11 protein-coding genes are annotated in these 14557 nt (G+C 58.8%); 7 read left to right on the top strand and 4 right to left on the bottom strand.

Translation table 11 applies throughout. From position 1 onward, the window contains the following. Window positions 1-15: 15 nt before the first annotated feature. Window positions 16-1695, top strand: a complete 1680-nt coding sequence (locus tag GEI7407_RS02240; RefSeq protein ID WP_015170500.1) for a hypothetical protein — start codon at window positions 16-18, stop codon at window positions 1693-1695. Here the strand turns inward: GEI7407_RS02240 and GEI7407_RS02235 are convergent. Beyond that, window positions 1692-2624: a succinyl-CoA synthetase subunit alpha gene (locus GEI7407_RS02235; RefSeq protein WP_015170499.1), complete on the bottom strand. Its 933-nt coding sequence runs from the start codon at window positions 2622-2624 to the stop codon at window positions 1692-1694. The two genes, GEI7407_RS02240 and GEI7407_RS02235, sit on opposite strands and share 4 nt — an antisense overlap. Before the next feature lie 179 nt (window positions 2625-2803). Then, window positions 2804-3964 (bottom strand): succinate--CoA ligase subunit beta, encoded by a 1161-nt coding sequence (locus GEI7407_RS02230; RefSeq protein ID WP_015170498.1) that lies wholly within the window; start codon window positions 3962-3964, stop codon window positions 2804-2806. Between the two features lie 230 nt (window positions 3965-4194). Between GEI7407_RS02230 and GEI7407_RS02225 the strand changes: the two genes are divergently transcribed. The 5 genes from GEI7407_RS02225 to GEI7407_RS02205 all read left to right on the top strand — a co-directional run bounded on the left by GEI7407_RS02225 (window position 4195) and on the right by GEI7407_RS02205 (window position 7844). Then, window positions 4195-4785 (top strand): sigma-70 family RNA polymerase sigma factor, encoded by a 591-nt coding sequence (locus tag GEI7407_RS02225; protein ID WP_015170497.1) that lies wholly within the window; start codon window positions 4195-4197, stop codon window positions 4783-4785. Then, complete coding sequence (locus GEI7407_RS02220) at window positions 4782-5168, top strand: hypothetical protein (protein ID WP_015170496.1); 387 nt, start codon at window positions 4782-4784, stop codon at window positions 5166-5168. The genes GEI7407_RS02225 and GEI7407_RS02220 overlap by 4 nt, the downstream gene beginning before the upstream one ends. Before the next feature lie 61 nt (window positions 5169-5229). Further along, complete coding sequence (locus tag GEI7407_RS02215) at window positions 5230-5760, top strand: Spy/CpxP family protein refolding chaperone (RefSeq protein WP_015170495.1); 531 nt, start codon at window positions 5230-5232, stop codon at window positions 5758-5760. A 137-nt stretch (window positions 5761-5897) separates the two neighbouring features. Further along, window positions 5898-6557 (top strand): YqiA/YcfP family alpha/beta fold hydrolase, encoded by a 660-nt coding sequence (locus GEI7407_RS02210; RefSeq protein ID WP_015170494.1) that lies wholly within the window; start codon window positions 5898-5900, stop codon window positions 6555-6557. A 117-nt stretch (window positions 6558-6674) separates the two neighbouring features. Further along, window positions 6675-7844, top strand: a complete 1170-nt coding sequence (locus GEI7407_RS02205; protein WP_041268241.1) for a histidinol-phosphate transaminase — start codon at window positions 6675-6677, stop codon at window positions 7842-7844. A 51-nt stretch (window positions 7845-7895) separates the two neighbouring features. On the opposite strand, the gene GEI7407_RS02200 is transcribed toward GEI7407_RS02205, so the two are convergent. Continuing rightward, window positions 7896-8393: a hypothetical protein gene (locus tag GEI7407_RS02200; RefSeq protein ID WP_041268240.1), complete on the bottom strand. Its 498-nt coding sequence runs from the start codon at window positions 8391-8393 to the stop codon at window positions 7896-7898. A 905-nt stretch (window positions 8394-9298) separates the two neighbouring features. Further along, a complete protein-coding gene (locus GEI7407_RS02195; RefSeq protein WP_015170491.1) occupies window positions 9299-9913 on the bottom strand; it encodes a GNAT family N-acetyltransferase in 615 nt (204 codons plus the stop codon). A 1050-nt stretch (window positions 9914-10963) separates the two neighbouring features. Here GEI7407_RS02195 and GEI7407_RS02190 point away from each other — a divergent pair. Beyond that, entirely contained in the window at window positions 10964-14542 is a 3579-nt protein-coding gene (locus GEI7407_RS02190) for a response regulator (protein ID WP_015170490.1), read from the top strand. Window positions 14543-14557: the final 15 nt, after the last annotated feature.

The following is a 14557-nucleotide window of genomic DNA, read 5'->3' as shown; positions in this document are numbered from 1 at the left end:
TGCGGAGATCGCGCTATGTTTATGTCCTGGATTGACCGCCTCGGGGACTGGAATCCCCAGCTTTTGCGAGAGCTCAAGGGCCGCATGAAGGTCCGCAATGTTTTGATTGCCATTGGCCTCTCTTTGTTTGGCCAATTTCTGGCGATCGCCACGGTCCAGCGCCAAATTGAGCAAGCAGGGAGCGAATACAGCCGCTACTGCACCGGCTCAGAGCGCTATGGTGAATTTCGCTGTCTGACCGATGCAGCGGGCCAGATCATCATCAATCAACCGCTGTGGTGGTTCCAGGTCTTCAGCATCATCAGCGTCGCCAGCTTAGTCATCTTGCTCACCGCAGGCAGCTACCTACTGATTAATGACCTCTACCAAGAGGAGCGCCGGGGCACGCTCAACTTCATTCGCCTCAGCCCCCGCTCAGCCACAACGGTGCTTGCCGGGAAGCTCCTAGGAACTCCTGTTCTGCTGTACATCATGGCCTTTGTGGCCTTACCGCTTCACCTGTGGGCAGCCGCTTCAGCGGGCATCTCGCCCTGGGTCCTCATCGCCTTTTATAGCCTCTTTGCGGGCATCTGCGCCCTGGTTTACAGTCTCTCGCTGCTCTACGGCTTGACCACCGGGTGGCTGGGCGGCTTTCAGCCCTGGCTGGGTAGCGGCCTGATTTTGATCTTCGCTTCGGCTTTCAACGCGACTAACGAGGCAAACTACTCGGCCTTCGACTGGTTTCACTTCTTTGGCGTTGGACAACTTTTTCCCTATCTCGCAGAGGCAGCCCAAGTGCCGAATTTTCAAGTCATGTTTTCGTTTCGCGGGCAGGAAGATGAGCGGTGGTTCACGCTTTTGATTGGCAATGATCTGTGGCAGTGGATGGGCTTGGCGATCGCCAATGCAGCGCTGTGGCTGGGCTGGACCTGGCAGGCCCTGCGGCGCAGCTTCCGCAGCCCTGGCGACACCCTCCTGAGCAAGGGCCAAAGCTATGGCTTGATTGTGTGCTTTGAGCTGATGCTGCTGGGCTTTTCGCTGCAAGATCCGCTGGGAGAATCGTCTCTGCGCCCAGCCGATCTGGTGCTCATGCGGCCCGTTTATTTGCTGAACTTGCTGATGTTTTTGGTGCTCATTGCGGCGCTAGCTCCCCACCGGCAGGCCCTGCAAGACTGGGCGCGCTACCGGCGCGATCGCCGCTCCCAGGGACGCAAAGCCTGGCGGCGATCGCTGCTGCGCGACCTGCTGTGGCATGACAAAAGCCCGTTTCTGCTCGCCATCGGTGTCAATGTGGGCATCATGCTGGGGGTCTTTGGCATGGGGATGACCCTGGGAGGCAATGGCCAATCCATTGCCTGGATCGGCTTGGCGCTGACAGGCAGCCTAATCGTGTTTTTGGCGGCGATCGTCCAGAGCATCCTGATGATGAAAAGCAGCAAGCGCACCGTCTGGGCCGGTGGAACCCTGGCAGGCGTCGTCGTTGTGCCCTGGATCGGTCTAGCTGTCCTCTCTTTGTCTCCTGAGAACGCCGCCGACCTGTGGCTCCTGACGGCCTTTCCCTGGGAAGCCCTAGAGCATGTCAGCTTCAGCAGCCTCCTTACCCTCTTGGGCGGCTACTGGAGCATCATTGGCGTTTTGAACTTCCAGTTCACCTATCGGCTCCGCCAGATGGGCGCCTCCGGCAGTCAGGCCCTCTTACGAAGCGCCGCTCGCTAGCCCGCCTTTGCTGCTGACGGCTTGAGAGCTTTTTCCAGCAGACTAGGAATCTTCGAGGGGCGATCCGCCACCGGCACCTTAGCCGCCTTAAAGGCGGCTATTTTGCTGGCAGCCGTACCGATGTCCAGCCCTTTATCGGAAATTGGCGTGTCAACAATCACCTCTTGGTGCCAGCGCTGCACCGCCGCGCCGTGCCCCAGAGGCTTCGATATCTGAGCCGTTCGACCCGCCACATAGGCGATGACCGGCTTATCGATATTCTCTTTGATGTACTGGGCCGAAATTTCTTCGCTTTCGCCGCCCACTTCTCCCACCAGCACGATGGCCTCGGTGTGCTCGTCCTCGTCGAGGATTTGCAGCCACTGGGCAAAGGAAGATCCGACAATCGAGTCGCTGCCAATCCCCACCACAATAGACTGACCCAGCCCAGCTTTCGTTAGCACGAGGCCGACTTCATAGGTGAGGGTGCTGCTGCGGCTAATGATGCCCACTGGTCCCGGCGTGAAGAGGTCCGCAGGATAGGTTCCCAGCAAAACCTGTCCTGGCACGATGATGCCGGGCGAGTTGGGACCGACGACTAGGGTATCGGTCGCTTCGGCGCGCTCCACCAGGCGAATCATGTCCAGCGGCGGCATCCCTTCGGTGATGATGATGATCTGGTGGATGCCAGCGGCGATCGCCTCTAGGGCAGCGTCCAGAGCCTGGTAGGGCGGCGAAAAAATCAGCGTCGCGTCAATTTCGCCCACCGCCTCCACGGCCTGCTCCACCAGATCAAAAACGGGGATATCGTGGAGCACCTCTCGGCCGCGCCCCGAACTTACCCCCGCCACAACTTGGGTGCCATAGGCCTTCATGAGCGGCGTATGGGACGCACCCAGGGGTTCAGCAATGCCCTGAATCAGTACCTTGCTATCGGGTTGGAAGTTCATAGAAAAGGTGTTGTCACGCTAGGAATAGGTCTAGGCAGCAGGGGCTGTGTGGCTCTCAAGCCCGCTTGCTTCCGAGGTTGGCAGACTCCGATCAAACCCAAAACTCAGGGTACAGCAGAGGCTCTGCTCCCTGGAGTCGGCTGCGGGAAATTTTTTTCGCTGGGGACTTGTTCCCCCGGCTAGGCCTTGGCCAGCTTGACCGCTTGGCTGACCGCGTCTTCGAGGTCTTCGACCATCGGAATCTCGATGACGCTTAGGGTTTCGCGGGCCGCCTCCAGGCGATCGCCCACCAGACGCACGATCACCTGGGGGACCGAGCGCGATCGCGGCGATTGGTGCGATCGCTGCCACCACTCCGCAATCAGCGAAGACACCGCCTCACAGTCCGTCACATTCCCCAAGATATTGACCAGCACCACCTTCACCCCCTTGTGGCGCGCCACCTGCTCGAGTCCCTGGGCAATGCGGCCGCAGAGGGACTGGGCCGGCGGCTCAAAGTTCGTCTCGCGCCCCACATTCAGCAAATTCGCTGGCTTGCCCCCGGCCTGGGACACCAAGTCCATCGTCGCCAAGGTCAGCCCTGTCCCGTTACACAAAATGCCGATGTTGCCCTCTAGCCCGACCAAATCCAGGTGCTGCAAGGGCTCCAGTAAGCCGCGATCTTTTTGATTTTGGCCTGGAATATTGGCCACCAGCGCTGAGATATCGGGGTGGCGATCGAGGGCATAGTCATTCACCGTCACCTTGCCGTCGAGGGCCATCACGTCATCACTGGCGCTGACGCCCAGGGGGTTGATCTCTACGAGATCCAGGTCTTTCTCGATAAAGAGGCGGTACATCTTCTCGATGATGGTGCTCACCGCCCCAATCAGCGCGCCCTGGAGGCCCATCTGGATGGCGAGCCGCCGCGCATAGAAAGACGAGAAGCCGTCATCTACCACCACATGCTGCACATGATCCATCGTGGACTCGATCCCGACGCCGCCTTGCTGGGAGCCGAGAAGCACCGGGCGACGTACGGTGCTGTCTAGCACGACCGCCAGATAAAACTCCCGCGCTGCGTCGTACTTCGACTCGGCTAGGAGGACTTTGGGGTACTCGCCTTTGATCGGCAAATGAAAAATGGTCTGGGCAGCGGCGATCGCGTCGATGGTGTTTTCGACAAACTTTACCCCGCCCGCTTTGCCCCGGCCTCCGGTCCGCACTTGGGACTTGAGCACTACGGGATAGGGAATTTTCAGGCCTTTGAGGTCTTTGGGTTGCTCAATGCGCTGGGAGGGTAGAACGGGAATGCCCTTTTGGTGGAACAGTTCCTTGGCCTGATACTCTAGCAAGTCCATACAGAAGTCGGCAGGAGTGGAGCGACGAGGGTTGTAATCCAAACCTAGCAGTCTCCCGGCGATCGCGCTGTGATTTTGCCCTTGTTTTTAGCTTTTTCGGCAGGAAACTTGCGATCGCAGGTCTCCAGACGCAAGGGAAAAATAGGAGCCCAAAAATCAACCGTGAACCCAGAGCGACGGTGCGTCGTCTAAACCCCTGAACTGAATGAACGGGATTTCACCAGGTGCTTGTGGTGCCAGACGGCCCAACTCAACCCGCATCCACGGAGAACGCCGCCGCGCTTACCGATGCAGTCCTTGTCCAGCGCTGTCGAGTGGGCGATCGCCAGGCGTTCCGGTTCCTCTATCAGCGCTACCAAAAACGGGTGCGCTCTACGCTCTATCAACTGTGTGGGGCCACGACGCTGGATGACTTGGTTCAAGAGGTGTTTTTGCGGGTCTGGCGGGGGCTGCCTGCCCTCAAACGGGCAGACCAGCTCTCGACCTGGATCTATCGAATCACCTGGAATGTTGCAGCAGACCAGAGACGCAGCTTTGCTCAGCAGCGATCGCGGCAGCAGACACTCTGGCAGCAAGCAGTTCCAGAATCAACCACCGACCTGGGCCTGACGCATTTGCACTACCAGGATCTGGTGCAACAAGGCCTTGCCACCCTGAGCTTCGAGCACCGGACCGTTTTGGTGCTGCATGACCTCGAAGAAATCCCCCAGCGACAAATTGCTGAAGCGTTGGGCATTCCCACAGGTACCGTCAAGTCGCGCCTGTTTCACGCCCGCGCGGCAATGCGACGCTTTTTGGAGCAAGCGGGAGTACAGATATGAGTCCGTTTCGACCCAAAGACCAACCCACTTCTGCGGATGAGGATCCGCGACTGCGCACGTTTTTGCGGCGGCATCGTCCGGTCGCGCCACCGGCGGCAGCGGATTTGGAGGAGCGACTCATGGAGGCGATCGCCACCGAGCCGAGCCCCCCGGTCCTGAGGTGCCTTCCGCAGCGCTGGCTGTGGGTCGTGCCGACGGCGATCGCGGCGGGGGTGACGCTCCTGTGGGGCAGCGATCGCCTGTGGAGCCCGCCCCCGCTTCCCGAAACCGAAATTGCCAACTTAGAAACCTTCCTCGAAGGCAGCTGGACTGGCAGCCTCAACCCCGACACCGAAAGCGCGATCGTGGTTTCGGCGGACGCCTTTCTTGAGGAAATCCCCTAGGATTTTTGCCCTGCCTTCACTTCTCCATTGCCCTGTTTGATCTTTCACCAGGTAAGTGCTTATGTCTGTTCGCCGTACTTCTGTTGTGGCGTTTTCTGTGCTAGCCATGGCCGGTGCTGTGGCGATCGCCGCCCCCGCATTTTTCTCGATGCCCCGTGTCGCCCTCGCCCAAAATGCTCCCAACGGCGATCGCGAAGGGAAGGAAACCCGCTGGCTCCAAGATCTGGGCCTGTCCCCTGATCAGCTCCAGCAGCTGCAAAGCATTCGCGGCCAGTATCGAGAGCCCCTCCAGGCCAAGCGCACCGCCCTGCGACAAGCCCAGGACGAGCTGCGAACGCGGATGACGGGGGACGCCTCCGATGACGAAATTCGTCGCCAGTTTCAAGAAGTCCAGCGCCTGCGCCAGGAAATGGCCGAGCTGCGCTTCGAGAGCATGCTGGCTGCCCGCAAAATCATGACCGACGAGCAGCGCGATCGCTTTGCTGCCAAGATGCAGGAGCACTCCCGCAACAAGAAAGGCCCCCGCCAAGGACAGCAGGGCATGGGCCGAGGCAGAGGTCGAGGCATGGGGAACCCGGGAAACACCCCTTAGGCCCCCCAAAGCGTTAGCCGCTAGGGCGGCGGGCACCGCCTCGGTCTAGGTCGGGGAGCTGGGCCTTGGGGCCGAGACGCTCCAAGGTCCAGATGGGCGATAATTGCGACTATTCTCTCTTATCGCCCTTGTCCGCCATGGCGCATTCACAGTCATCGCCGGAATGCTACCTCTACCTGCACGGCTTTGCTTCGAGCCCCAACTCTGCGAAAGCGCGGGAATTGGGCGATCGCTTTCAAGATCTCGGAATCGCGCTGGAGATCCCCGATCTCAATCAAGACGACTTTAGCCATCTGAGCCTAAGTCGCCAGCTAGCCCAAGTGGAAGCGCTGCTGCCGGATCGCCCTGTGACGGTGATCGGCTCTAGCTTTGGCGGGCTGACCGCCGCTTGGCTGGCGGAGCGCAATCCTCAGATCCAGCGGCTCGTGCTGCTAGCGCCGGCGTTTCAGTTTTTGGCCCACTGGCTGCCGCGCCTCGGGTCAGAGCAGCTGCTGCGCTGGCAGCAGGAGCAGTACATGGCGGTCTATCACTACGCGGCCCAGACGGAGCTGCCCTTGCAGTATGGCTTTGTGACAGATCTGGCGGAGTACCACGATGGGGATCTGGGGCGATCGCTGCCGACCTTGATTCTGCACGGCGTGCACGATGACGTGATTCCGGTGCAGGCCAGCCGGGACTACGCCGAGCAGCGACCCTGGGTAAAGCTGATCGAGCTCGAGAGCGACCACTCCCTGGCCACTGTCAGCGATCGCATCTGGCAAGAAATTCAGGCCTTTTGCGAGCTGCCATTGCTTTAGCAGGCTGATTTCTAGACAGTTCGCCGGTACGCCAAAACACCGCTAGGGAGGAAGGCTATGATAGAGGACGGTCTCAGCCATCGCCGCTCGCGTACGTTTTTGGAGGGAAGCGCAGCTATGTTGCCCTTTATTCGGTCCGATCTGGCCCAACTAACTGCCTACACGCCCCATCCCGGCGGCAGCGAAGGGCAACCGGTGGATCCCAAAAGCCTCGATCGCTTGGACACCAATGAGAGTCCCTACGATCTGCCCGAGGCCCTCAAGCAAGAGCTCGGTCAAACCTACCAGCGCCTGATCGAGGCGAACCGCTACCCCGACGGCGGTCACCAAGCCCTCAAGGAGGCGATCGCCGAGTACGCCACCGAGGCCGCTCACCTGCCCAAAGGCGCGATCGCCTCCCACCAGATTTCAGTGGGCAATGGCTCTGATGAACTGATTCGATCGCTGCTCATTGCTACCTGCCTGGGCGGCGAAGGTTCCATTTTGGTGGCCCAGCCAACCTTCTCGATGTACGGCATTCTGGCCAAAACTCTGGGAATTCCGGTGCTGACCATTGGGCGATCGCTCGAAACCTTTGAAATGGATCTGGAGGCCGCCCAAAAGGCGATCGCCCCAGTCGATCCCCCTCAGCATCCGCCAGTGCGGACCGTTTTCGTCCTCCACCCCAACTCTCCCACCGCCAACCCCCTCACCGAAGCCGAGATTGACTGGCTGCGCAGCCTGCCCCAAAACATCCTCGCCGTCATCGACGAAGCGTATTTCGAGTTCAGCGGTCAGAGCCTCGTGGGCGAGCTGCCCGAGCATCCCAACTGGGTTATTCTGCGCACCTTTTCCAAGGCATTCCGGCTAGCGGCCCACCGCGTCGGCTACGCCATCGCGCACCCCGACTTGGTCGCCGTTCTTGAGAAAGTGCGGCTTCCCTACAACCTGCCCAGCTTCACCCAGGCAGCAGCCCAGACAGCGCTGCTCCACCGCCACGCACTGCTGACCGCGATTCCCCAGATTGTCGACGAGCGCGATCGCCTGCTGGCCGCCCTCGGGGAAATCCCGTCTTTGCAGGTCTGGCCCAGCACCGCCAACTTCATCTTTGTGCGGCCCACCGAATCCGCTGGCTTTAGCGCGGCGGATCTCGGCCAAGGGCTCCGCACCCAAGGCACCTTGGTGCGCACCATTGCTGACGGCCTCCGGATCACCGTCGGCAGCCCCCAAGAAAACGCCCGCACCCTGAGCCGATTGCAGAGCGCGATCGCCCAGCTAAACAGCCCAGAGCTGGCTTCTCTGTCTTAAAAAAATCTGCGCTTGCCCGAACCCTAACGGTCAGCTTTGACGCGGGCGGCGTCAGGCGCGCACCTTGAGATTGAGCTTCTCGGGTCTGCGGCGCGCCTGACGCACCGTCCTAGGCAGCACTCCCACGAGCCTTGCAAAGGCTTCATCGGGAATTGCCTGCACCTCTTCGGTGTCAAAGTACTGTTCAAACTGCTCCAAAATCTTGCGCGCCCGCTCTAGGGGCATCTGGTTGCCCGTGAATTGCTTAGTCAGCTTGATCCACTGCAAACGAATTTTGTAGGCAGCCTGACGCTCTTCGTAGGACTTGGGCACCAGCAGAGACAGCTTACCCACTGTCACCACCTGCTCACAGTCGCTGTCAAATCGCCCACCAATCACAGCGCCGGGGCCTGCAAATTCTGCATGAAAGCGCTTCAGCAAAATCAGGCCGTTTCGCCGACGGCTGTTGACCATCAAAACTTCGCCTGCCCGGAGACTTTCCAGAATCTCACTAGACGGCTCGGAGTGCTTTGCGATCGCCTGGGCCGTATTCAAATCTTCGGTGTCCATCCTAGCAGCGCTTCGAGATTCGTATTTGGGACCGACAGTGCAGGCGTACCCAACGCACTCGTTAGCACTGTAGGGAGCATCTCTGTAGCGCTGTTGGCAGCCGCTGTCCATCACTGGCGCGAAACTCCTCAGTTCTCACCTATCGCCGTTTAGTACACACCCAGCATACCCAGCGTCTGCCCCTTTCTCTCAAGGTCATCTCACAAATGTTTTGACTTGGCTACACAATCGAAAGCCATCAAAGCATTGGAGCCTTTGAGAGGTCTTCATGAGTTAGGGACCGATTGTACCTCCCCATTCTATGGCATGAGATTGAGGTGAAATCAAGGAACCGCTCAGCCCTAGTAAAAGGCTCTACAAAACCAGGGTTTATTTTAAAGTTTCTGTAAAGCATCCGGCACATTTCTTGGTTTCTCTGCAAATAGAATGGCTGCGCATCAGCTTCATGGGAGATTGCAACAATCTAAAAAATTAATTAATCAGTGATTTTTAGCATTTCTTTAAGTAGGGGCGATCGCCTCAATGCCTTGCCACGCAAGAATTAAAGCAAAATCAATCAATGGCATTCTGACGCTTCGCCTGAGGCTAGCGATCGCCGATTGACACGTTTTTAGAAACAAAAAACAAATATTTATTTAAATTACGGGTATTTACGCAGAGCCCCTTCGAGCTATCTCGACTTTCTACCCTTGCTCAGTAGTTTTGCCGCGAATAATCAGCTGATCTGACAAAAAGTCGCGCTCCCTCTCACAGCTTTCTTCTTTTTCTTTTTGTCGTCGCTTCTCGCTCAGATCTTCGATTTCAGATCTTCGATCGTTGCGCTCTAGCCGCGATCGCCCTTTGCTCCCCCTGATTGGCTCTGCCTACCTGAGCCCACACTATCTTCTTTGGCCAAAGAACATCGGCTAGTTTGGCAAGCGCTTGTGAAGCAAGTAGCGCTGGGGACGGCCCAACAAAAGGGCTGTGATGCTAAATTCTATGCGCCGCAGGCGGTAGCCCGCTCGAAAATACAATCGTCTTGCTCGCTGGTTGTTTTCGAGGACGTGGAGGTAGAGATCCCGAAAGCCCCATTCCAGCGCTTTTTGTTCGCAGGCGGCGAGCATTTGCTGAGCAATGCCCCGGCGGCGCTGGTCTTCGCGAACAGCGACATTAGAGAGGTAGACGTGCTGGCCTTGCCGAAACTGCCACGGCGAATCGGGGCGGACCGTCATTTCGATGGTTCCCACGATTTCGGGGGCTGTCTGGGGACTCAAAGTTGCTGGCTGGACCGCTACAAAGCAGGCATAGTGAGGGCTGGGCGATCGCAAGCGGCTTCGCACATCCTCCGCAATGCCCATACCAATCAGCGGCAGCAGCCATTGCATCATGCCTTCTGAGGAGTAAAAGCTAAGGGTCAGCAGCTGGGACAGTTCTTTGACATCGCGAGCCTCGGCCAAGCGAACCACAACCGAAGTAGCAGGCTTGAGCGAGCCCGGCTGCTGAGAAAAGTCATCAGAGGCTGAAAAGGAAAGGGAGTCCACGATTAGCAAGCCTCAGCACACAACCTACAAATCTTTGTCTGATCTAGATCCCGGCATGGGCAGACGGCCACCCCCAGGCTGCTTGCACATTTGCCCTGTGCGCGGGAACGGCTCAATTCTGACACACTCCCCCTCAAAAGATGGGCACTCTTTGGCAGCGAAGGGCGATCGCTCCTAGTAGAGGCGCTTGCAAAATTTCCGCAAAGGACTGGTTCTAATACGCCTCAGGCTGCTTTTGGCGGCGATCGCGAGAGTTCCGGGAAGGAACCATCGCCTATCCGGATTCCTAATCCCGATAACGGTATGTCTAAGCAGATTCAATACCGTTGTCTTCGGAGTTTAAAAAGCACCTTCAAACCTTTGGAGTCTGGGTCTTTTTTGGGAACTACGAACCACGACATCCCAAGAGATCGTTCAAAGCCCGTCTTTCCAATCCTATAAAGCGCAATGGGCGATTGCCAATGACTTTCACTGTTCTATCAGTACCGTCCTAGCCCGCTCCACCATTGCACCAGTACGGCTGCTATTTGCAACCTCAATTTCCGTAAGGGTGATGCCTACGTTAGTAACCCAGGGAACACTCTAAGGACATCTCTCGTACAATAACTGTCACAGCACCGTACGAGCATCCCTTGAACCTTAAGAGAGCCACCTCAATTACGCCCAAAGGAGGGCTGCAAAAACTAAGATTAATCTGGGTGCGTCACCGGTCATCTTTCAATGTAGGGTTATCGTCTCGATCCGACTCCACAGCACGCAGCGTCTCTCACTCCCCACCGGTTTCGATCTGGCTTGCCTAGAGGCGATCGCCCCCAGGAGCAGACAGCCCCAAGTAACCGCCCAGCCTGTGCATCTCTCAACCAGAGACACGTCTGACCCCGCAACTGCCAAAATTGGTATGGCAAGTTGACCTTTCTCGGCCTTAGGCCCTCCCAAACAGAGTGTGTTTTGACCCTTCACGTAACTTGCTAGCCAGTCCATGGTTCGGATCAGCCTACACGTAGCGAGGTCAATGTTTATTCAACTGCCCTTGCAGCAGGAGAGCGGTGCATGAAAGCCTCAGAGGACAGTAAGCCCAAGATTCTCGTCGTTGACGATGAGCCAGACAACCTCGATCTGCTCTATCGCACCTTTCGACGAGAATTCAAAGTGCTGCGCGCCGAGAATGGGCCCGCTGCCCTCGAAATCCTGGAAGCCGAAGGCGATGTAGCGGTGATCATCTCCGATCAGCGCATGCCGCTCATGAGCGGGACAGAGTTCTTGAGCCTGACGGCGACGCGCTATCCCGACATCATCCGGATCATTTTGACCGGCTACACCGACGTCGAAGACCTTGTCGAAGCGATTAACGCCGGTAAAGTTTTTAAGTACGTCACCAAGCCCTGGGATGACGAAGAGCTGCGCGGTGTTGTTCAGCAGGCCGTAGACACCCATAATGTCTTGCGCGCTCGGACCCGAGAGCTCTGCCGCACCCTCCGTCAAGAATCTCTTCTCAATGCGGTCACCAACACAATCCGCAGCGCCCTAAACTATCGCCAAATTCTGCAAACCATCGCGACGACGGTGGGCCAGATGTTTGAGGTGAGCTGCTGCGTTTTGCGCCCCTTCAGAGATGGCCGACTGCTCGAAGGCGGGTTTCTTTATCGCTACAATCCCGCTGAGCATCTGTCCCTTGATCTCGATGCGCTGTCTGGGTCCAACATCAGCCTACCGTCGGTCGTGGCCGCCAATGGAATTGCTGTCAAAGCAGACGGTGCAGACGTATCGATGCCCCGCTTTGAAGATTTGGGGCAGCTGCGCTGGACGGTCTGGGCGACCGATCAGGTCCAGGTGATCCAGGATGTCGCAGGGCTGGAGGGAGGAGAGACGCCCGAGGAGCAGCAGCGACTGGCGGCCTATCGGACCAGCAATATTCAGTCGAGCTTGGTGGTGCCACTGATCTGTCGGCAGGAGCTGCTGGCGGTGATGGCGCTGCACCAGTGCGATCGCCCCTATGCCTGGCAGGACGACGAGGTCCAGCTGATCACGATGGTGGCCGATCAGGCGGCTTTGGCGCTGGCTCAGGCGTGGGCCTACGAGCAGATGCAGGCCCTGGCGAAGCGGGAGTCTCTGGTCAACACGATCACGTCGGCGATTCGCTCGAGCCTGGAGCCTGAGGAGATTTTCGCGGCGATCACGGAGCAGCTCGGCCAGGGCCTCCAGGTGGATGGCTGCGCGCTGTCGCTGTGGACCGAGGAGGACGAGTACGTCCGCTGTGTTGGTCTGCACGATCCCCACACCCATGAGGGGCAGATTTCTCTGGACAGGGAAGAGATTTCTGGAGAGAGTGGCGGGTTTGGCATGCGCCATCTCCCGCAGTCGAGCGTGCCCATCGCGGCCAATCCGGTGTTGCAGCAGTTGATTCGCACCCAGCAGCCGGTCCAGATTGACGATCTGAGCATTCATCCTGAGATGAATATGCTGGATGTGCCGCTGCGATCGCCCGCGCGGGCGCTGCTGGTGGTGCCGCTCCTGCACAATGGCAAAATCATCGGCAGCATTTCTCTGCGCCAAACCCAGCGGCCGCGTCGCTGGCAGCCGTCCGAGGTGGAGCTGGCTCAGGCGGTGGCGTCCCAGGCGGCGATCGCCGTGCAGCAGGCAGAGCTCTACCAGAAAACGCGGCAGCAAGCGGAGCAGCTCTTGGAGCTCGATCGCCAAAAAACAGAGTTCTTCCAAAACATTTCCCACGAGTTCCGCACGCCCCTCACCCTCACCATTGGGCCCCTCGAATCTGCCGTCAACCAGCAAACCGGCCTTTCAGCCGAGCAGGCCACCATCGCGCTGCGCAACTCCCGGCGCCTGTTGCGGCTGGTGAATCAGCTGCTGGATCTTCAGCGTCTCGACGCCGGCCGGATGCAGCCAACCTTCAGCCCCTGCGACCTCACCGAGTTCGTCGGCCAAATCGCCGATATTTTCCGCGCCTACTGTGAGCGCAAGGGGATTCACTTCGTCACGGAGCTCGCCCCTTGTCCGCCGGTGTATCTGGATGCCGAGAAGTTTGACAAGGTGCTGTACAACCTGCTCTCCAACGCGATGAAGTTTACGGCGGCGGGCGGCAGCATCACGGTTCGCCTGCAGCCCGAGGAGGAGAGCTGTATTTTGCAGATTCAAGATACAGGCATCGGCATTCGGGCAGACCAAATTCCGCACCTGTTCGAGCGCTTCCGGCAGGCCGAGGGCTCAGCCAACCGCAGCTACGAAGGCAGCGGTCTGGGATTGGCGCTGGTCAAGGAGCTGGTGGACAGCCACGGCGGCCAAATCATCGTCAGCTCAAACTATGGCGAGGGCACGACGTTTACCGTGGTGCTCCGGACAGGCTCAGAGCATTTGCCGACGGAGCTGATCGCGGCGGTGCCGACGGAGCTCCAGGCCGATCGGGCGACGGTGGAATTTGCCGATCTGGAGATGGAGCTACAGTCCTTTGCCCAGACGGAGGATGAGGTCGACGCGAGTATCCCAGCAGGGGCGATCGCCCCTGTGCCAGCGCCCGAGAGTATTGCGGCCTCCAATGGCGCTGCTTCTAGCCAGATTTTGGTGGTAGACGACAACCCCGATCTGCGGACCTATGTCTCGGCGATTTTGCGTCAGGAAGGCTACCGCGTTCGCACCGCCGTGAATGGAGCAGACGGTTTTGAGAAAGCCAAGAACCACCACCCCGAGCTGATCGTGACGGACTTGATGATGCCGCTGGTCTCGGGGCTGGACATGATCGGCATGATTCGAGAGGATGTCTCGCTCCAGGGCACGCCGATTATCTTGCTGACGGCCAAGGCTGACGCGGATACGCGGATCGAAGGAGCCGAGCGGGGCGCTGATGCCTACCTTTCCAAGCCCTTCAACGATCGCGAGCTTTTGGCGGAGGTGCGAAACTTGCTTGCCCTCAAGGCCAATGAGCGCCGCGTTGCCGAGCTGAACACGTACCTTACCGAGTCGGTGCTGCGACGGTTCTTGCCACCGTCGATGGTGCTCAAGGCAGCGACTGGAGATCTGATGCTGGATCTGCGGCCCGAGCCGAGGCTCGTGACGATTTTGTTTAGCGATATTGTGGGCTTTACGCAGTTGGCCAACACCCTGCGATCGCGCCGAGTCGCGGAGCTGCTCAACGAGTACCTCGCTGAAATGACCCAGGCCATTTTTGATAATGGCGGCACCGTCGATAAGTTTATGGGAGACGCGATTTTGGCGCTCTTTGGGGCGCCCGAAGAGCTCTCGCCCAACGAGCAGGTGCGGCGCGCCATCGGGGCAGCCCGCCAGATGCACGTTGCCCTCGCTAAGCTCAATCGCCGCTGGGAAGAGCAGGGCATTGGCCATGTGGAGTTTCGCTGCGGTATCCACCAAGGGACCGCCGTGGTGGGCATGTTCGGCAGCGAGGAGCGCGCCGACTACACGGCGATCGGCCCCAGCGTGAACATTGCCTCTCGCCTCCAGGAGGCGGCCACTCCCAACTCGATCTTGGTGTCGGCGGCCGTCGCCGACTACCTGGAGGAAGAAGAAATCGTCAAGTGCAGTCCCCTGAAGCTCAAGGGCGTTGACGAGACGGTCCTCACCTTTGCCCTCAAGCCGACCAAAGAAGAAACCTTTGCGCTGTAGCCGGTCCCTAGCCTC

This window comes from Geitlerinema sp. PCC 7407 (genome assembly GCF_000317045.1).
Lineage (GTDB): Bacteria > Cyanobacteriota > Cyanobacteriia > PCC-7407 > PCC-7407 > PCC-7407.
The sequence above is the reverse complement of the archived record's forward strand: the minus strand, read 5'-3'. Positions and strand labels throughout refer to the sequence as shown.

Bases quoted from the DNA above. Each gene is read 5' to 3' on its own strand.
- GEI7407_RS02240 (WP_015170500.1), top strand. From the start codon at position 16: ATGTTTATGTCCTGGATTGACCGCCTCGGGGACTGGAATCCCCAGCTT.
- GEI7407_RS02235 (WP_015170499.1), bottom strand. From the start codon at position 2,624: ATGAACTTCCAACCCGATAGCAAGGTACTGATTCAGGGCATTGCTGAA.
- GEI7407_RS02230 (WP_015170498.1), bottom strand. From the start codon at position 3,964: ATGGACTTGCTAGAGTATCAGGCCAAGGAACTGTTCCACCAAAAGGGC.
- GEI7407_RS02220 (WP_015170496.1), top strand. From the start codon at position 4,782: ATGAGTCCGTTTCGACCCAAAGACCAACCCACTTCTGCGGATGAGGAT.
- GEI7407_RS02215 (WP_015170495.1), top strand. From the start codon at position 5,230: ATGTCTGTTCGCCGTACTTCTGTTGTGGCGTTTTCTGTGCTAGCCATG.
- GEI7407_RS02210 (WP_015170494.1), top strand. From the start codon at position 5,898: ATGGCGCATTCACAGTCATCGCCGGAATGCTACCTCTACCTGCACGGC.
- GEI7407_RS02205 (WP_041268241.1), top strand. From the start codon at position 6,675: ATGTTGCCCTTTATTCGGTCCGATCTGGCCCAACTAACTGCCTACACG.
- GEI7407_RS02200 (WP_041268240.1), bottom strand. From the start codon at position 8,393: ATGGACACCGAAGATTTGAATACGGCCCAGGCGATCGCAAAGCACTCC.
- GEI7407_RS02190 (WP_015170490.1), top strand. From the start codon at position 10,964: ATGAAAGCCTCAGAGGACAGTAAGCCCAAGATTCTCGTCGTTGACGAT.